At 74.5% G+C, this 4383-nt stretch carries 5 protein-coding genes; 3 read left to right on the forward strand and 2 right to left on the reverse strand.

The window, feature by feature from the left end; all coding sequences use genetic code 11:
- The coding region (locus CCN39_RS21420) for a tetratricopeptide repeat protein (RefSeq protein WP_086844644.1) at positions 1 to 2053 on the forward strand (2053 nt) is incomplete at its 5' end.
- A 44-nt stretch (positions 2054 to 2097) separates the two neighbouring features.
- Positions 2098 to 2604: a M15 family metallopeptidase domain-containing protein gene (locus CCN39_RS21425; protein WP_086844646.1), complete on the forward strand. Its 507-nt coding sequence runs from the start codon at positions 2098 to 2100 to the stop codon at positions 2602 to 2604.
- Between the two features lie 4 nt (positions 2605 to 2608).
- Here CCN39_RS21425 and CCN39_RS21430 read toward each other — a convergent pair whose 3' ends face one another.
- Together CCN39_RS21430 and CCN39_RS21435 are read right to left on the reverse strand one after the other, a co-directional pair.
- Positions 2609 to 3388, reverse strand: coding sequence for an alpha/beta fold hydrolase (locus CCN39_RS21430; protein ID WP_086844648.1), 780 nt, complete (start codon positions 3386 to 3388; stop codon positions 2609 to 2611).
- A gap of 2 nt (positions 3389 to 3390) precedes the next feature.
- Positions 3391 to 3978, reverse strand: coding sequence for a TetR/AcrR family transcriptional regulator (locus CCN39_RS21435; RefSeq protein WP_086844650.1), 588 nt, complete (start codon positions 3976 to 3978; stop codon positions 3391 to 3393).
- A 144-nt stretch (positions 3979 to 4122) separates the two neighbouring features.
- Here CCN39_RS21435 and CCN39_RS21440 point away from each other — a divergent pair.
- On the forward strand, positions 4123 to 4383 hold a 261-nt coding region (locus CCN39_RS21440), incomplete at its 3' end, for a hypothetical protein (protein ID WP_143264104.1).

Here is a 4383-nt window from a genome sequence, read left to right on the forward strand (position 1 = left end):
GGTCGACGGGCAGCTGCACGTCGACCTGCGGGGCACCACCGGCACACCGGCCTCGCCGACCGAGGTGCACGGCCGCTTCCTGCGGGCCCTGCAGCCCCACCGGACCGCGATCCCGGACGACCCCGACGAGCGCATGGACGCCTACCGCACGGCGCTGGCCGGCCGCCGCGTGCTGATCGTGCTCGACGACGCCGCGAACGAGCAGCAGGTGCGCCCGCTGCTGCCCGGGTCCGGCACCTGCTCGGTCCTGCTGACCTCACGCCACCGCCTGGGCGGCCTCGCCGGCGCGCACCTCGTCGAGGTCGGCCTGCTCTCGGCGGGGGAGGCGACCGCCCTGCTGTCCCGGATCGCCGGCGCCGACCGGATCGACGCCGCGCCCGACGCCGCCGCGGACATCGTGGCCTGCTGCGGCAACCTGCCGCTCGCGGTCCGGGTCGCGGGCGCGCGGCTGGCCACCCGACGGCAGTGGACCGCCCGCCTGCTCGCGACCCGGCTGACCGACGAGCGGCGCCGTCTCACCGAGCTGTGCGCCGGTGACCAGCAGATCCGGGCGAGCATCGAGCTGAGCGTCCGCAACCTGGAACCGGCCGCCCGGACCGCCCTCCGCCGGCTCGGGTACCTGGGGCTGGCCGACTTCCGGTCCTGGGTCGTGGCTTCCGCGCTCGACACCGACATCGGCACCGCCGAGCAGGTCGTCGAGCACCTCGTCGACACCCACCTGGTCGACTACACCTTCGTCGACGACACCGGCCAGGTCCGCTACCGGCTGCACGACCTGGTCCGCATCTACGCGCGCGAGGAGGCCGAACGGCACGAGCCCCGCGCCGACCTGGTGGCCTCGACCGCCCGCGTGGCCGGCGGCTGGACCGCGGTGCTCGACCGGCTGCGCAACCACATCGCCGACCACGTCACCTCCGGCGCGATCCCCCTGACGACGGCCGAAGCCGGCCCGGTCGACCCCGAGGTGCTCGGCACCGCGCTGACCGATCCCCGCGGCTGGCTCGACATCGAGCAGGCGTCGCTGGTGCTGGCCGTGGAGCGGGCCGCCGAGGCGGGCCTCGACGGGCCGGCCGTCGCCATCGCGTCGGTGCTCTGCTCGTCGAGCTACCCCCTGAACAGCGTCCTGGACCTGTGGGACCGCGCGCACGGTGCCGCGCTGGCCGCCGCCCGCGCGGCCGGCAACACCCGCGGCGAGGCGATCCTGCTGGCCCAGATCGGCCAGCTCCGGTACGAGCAGGACCGCTTCGCCGACGCCCGCCGGCACTTCACCGACGCCGTCGAGCGGTTCCGCGACCTGCAGGACTCCCGTGCCGAAGCCGGCGCGCTGACCGCCCTCGGGCTGGCCTGCCGGGACCAGGGCTACCTCCCCGAGGCCGAGCACTTCCTGGCCCAGGCGGCCGCGGTCTGCCGGAGCCTGGACGACGACCGCGCGACCGGCCACTGCGAGCGGCTGATCGGCTCGGTCCACCTGGAGCGCGGCGACTTCGCGGCCGCCGACGCGGCACTGGCCGCGGCGCTGGCGGCGTACCGCCGGGCCGGCAGCGAACGCGGGGAGGCACTGACGCTGCGCACGGTCGGCCTGACCTACCTCGGCCGCGGCCGGCTCGCCGAGGCCGAGGAGACCTTCAGCCGCGCGCTGGCGCTGTTCCGCCGGCTCGGCGACGCGAAACTGGTCGCGTTCTGCCTGCGCGGACTGGCCAAGACCCACCTCCGGATGGGCCGGCTGGCCGAGGCGCGGGAACCGCTCGAGACCGCGCTCACCGCCCACCGCGAGGAAGGTGACAGCTGGTCGGAGGCGATGGTCATGCGGACGCTCGGCGAACTGGACCTCGCCGCCGGCCGGTTCGAAGAGGCGAGCGGCTGGCTCACCGGCGCGCTCGAGGCGTTCCGGGAACAGGAGGCCTTCCTGTTCGGCGCTCGAACCCTGCGTGACATCGCCCAGCTGGAGGAGGCCCGCGGCGACCACACCGCGGCGAAGGCGGCCCTGGCCGAGGCGATCGAGACGTTCCGCGCCTACGGGTCCCGCGAGTACGGCGAGCTGACGTCCCTGTAATCCGATTGCAGGGTTTCTGCAGCCGGGTGGGCGACGGTGTTCGGGTGCCCCCAGAAGACGTGCTGCCGTCCGACCCCCGCCTGTCCCGCATCCCGGTCCGGGACAGCGGCGAGGCACTGGTCGACGTCCGGACATCGGCCCCCCTCCGGGCCGCCGGGCCGACGTACCTCCGGTACGGACTGGTGGACCGCTTGGTGACGGCCCAGAGCCTCCTGCCCCGCGACGTCCGGCTGCTCATCGTCGACGGCTACCGCCCGCCGGCCTCCGCGATCGCCGAGGCCCTGGCCGCCGCCGAGCACCCGACGGGCGGCGCCGTGGATCTCACACTGTCCGAAGTGGACGAGGTGGGACGGCCGCTTCCGGCGTGTGGCTCGGGTCCGGTGCCGCCGCCGGACGAGCGGACGGGGGCGTTGCTCGCGTCGGCGCTGGTGGCCGCCGGGTTGGTGAACTACCCGGCCCGGTGGTGGCACTGGTCGTACGGGGATCGGTTCTGGGCCTGGGTGAACCGGGCGCCCCAGGCACGGTACGGCCCGGTGCCGAGCCGTCCCTGACCCGTCAGGCGAGGAAGGCGAGGACGTCCCGGCCGAACCGGCCGTCGGTCATCACCCGGTGGTGCTGCCGTCCCTCGTACAGCGCCAGCCGGCCGTCGCGCACGCCCTCCGCCAGCTTCCCGGCGAGCTCCGCCGGGTAGAAGGCGTCCCGGGAGCCCGCGATGACCAGGGTGGGTGCGGTGATCTCGCCGAGCCGGTCCTCGATGTCGAACGTGTCCTCGGCCAGCAGCATGGCCACCATGCCCGCCGGGTCCGCCGGGCGGGGGGCGGTCACGCGCAGCACCCCGGCCAGCACGGCACGACCGGCCCGCGATTCCGCGATCCCGGGGGCGAGGGCCGCGGCCGCCGCCCGGTACCGGCCGGCGGCCAGCAGGTCCGCGCTCTCGCGCTGGATGCGCCGGCCTTCTGGGCCGAGCCGCACGCCGGCCGCGACGACCACGAGCCGGCGCAGCAAGCCGGGGTGGTCGGCGGCGAACTGCTGCGCGAGGCAGCCCGCGGTGGACACTCCGAGCACGTCCACCGGGCCGTCGAACCGCGCCCGCACCTCCTCGGCGTGGTGCGCGGCGAGCTCGGCCATGGTGACCCCCGGTGCCAGCCCGGGCCGGCGGCCGACGACCAGCACGGTGCGCCGCGCGGCCAAGGACTTCAGGGAACGCAGCTCCGCCCAGCGCGCCGGCCCGGTGGGGTTGGCCGAATCCGGCAGCACCGTGCGGAACACCACGAGCGGTTCGCCCGCGCCGAATTCGAGGTAGGCGGCACCGCCGGGGAAAACGCCGTCTTTCATGGTCACTCCGTGGTCAGTCCGGTGGCGACGATGTCGATGAGCCGGTCGAGCACACCGGGGTAGCGGTCCTCGCCGAGGTCCGCGCGGTGCATCGGCAGCAGCAGGACCGCCTGGAGGATCCCGAGCACCTCGTCGGTGTCGGCGTCGACGAGCTGTCCCTTGGCCCGGGCCGCGGCCAGGAACTCCGGCAGGGGCAGCACCTGGCCCGCCTCCGCCGGCCCCACGCGCCGGGCGACCGCGCGCATTTCCTCCGGGTGCGTGACCAGCCGGTGGTAGAGGGGGTCGTCCTCCAGGATCCGCACGGTGGCCCGCAGGAACCCGCGCAGGGCGGCCCTGGTGTCCTCGGCTTCCTCCAGCACCTCCGACAGCCGGCCGTGCAGCCCGGGTGCCTGCCGCAGCATCAGCTCCAGGTACAAGGACTCCTTGGAAGGGAAGAAGGCGTAGAAGCTGCTTTTGGCGATCCCGGCCGGGGCGACCAGGTCGTCGAGGGACGTCTTGCGCAGGCCCTGGGTGGTGAACAGCCGGTAGCCCGTCTCCAGCAGCCCCGCGGTGATCCGGGCGCGCTCCTCGGCGCTGAACGCGGGGGGCAAGCGGCCTCCTGAAACCGTGCGAACAGTTTGGTCGTTTGTTCGCAGAGTACCGCGCTTCGAGCGTGTTCGAAACTCCCGCGCCGGGACGGCCGGCCCTGGCAGGCTGCGGCAGCCGGTTTCCCATCACCGAGAAAAGGGGGAGCAATGCTGGTGAAGAAGATCGCCTCGACCGTGGGTGTCCTCGCCGCGGCGGCCGGGATCATGGTGTCGACGGCCGGAACGGGAGCCGCCGCGACCACGGGTGGCGACGCGTCCTCCGGGCCGGTCGTGGCCGCGTTCGGCGTGGCCGCGGCGTTGCCCGGCTGCGCCGACTACGACCATTCCGGGCAGGACGCCTGGGTCATCAACAACTGCAGTTACGTCATCCACGCCAAGATCCTCTGGGCGTTCGCCTCGGACAGCCCG

Source organism: Amycolatopsis kentuckyensis, from assembly GCF_002155975.1.
Taxonomy (GTDB): domain Bacteria; phylum Actinomycetota; class Actinomycetes; order Mycobacteriales; family Pseudonocardiaceae; genus Amycolatopsis; species Amycolatopsis kentuckyensis.

Bases quoted from the DNA above. Each gene is read 5' to 3' on its own strand.
- CCN39_RS21430 (WP_086844648.1), bottom strand. From the start codon at position 3,388: ATGAAAGACGGCGTTTTCCCCGGCGGTGCCGCCTACCTCGAATTCGGC.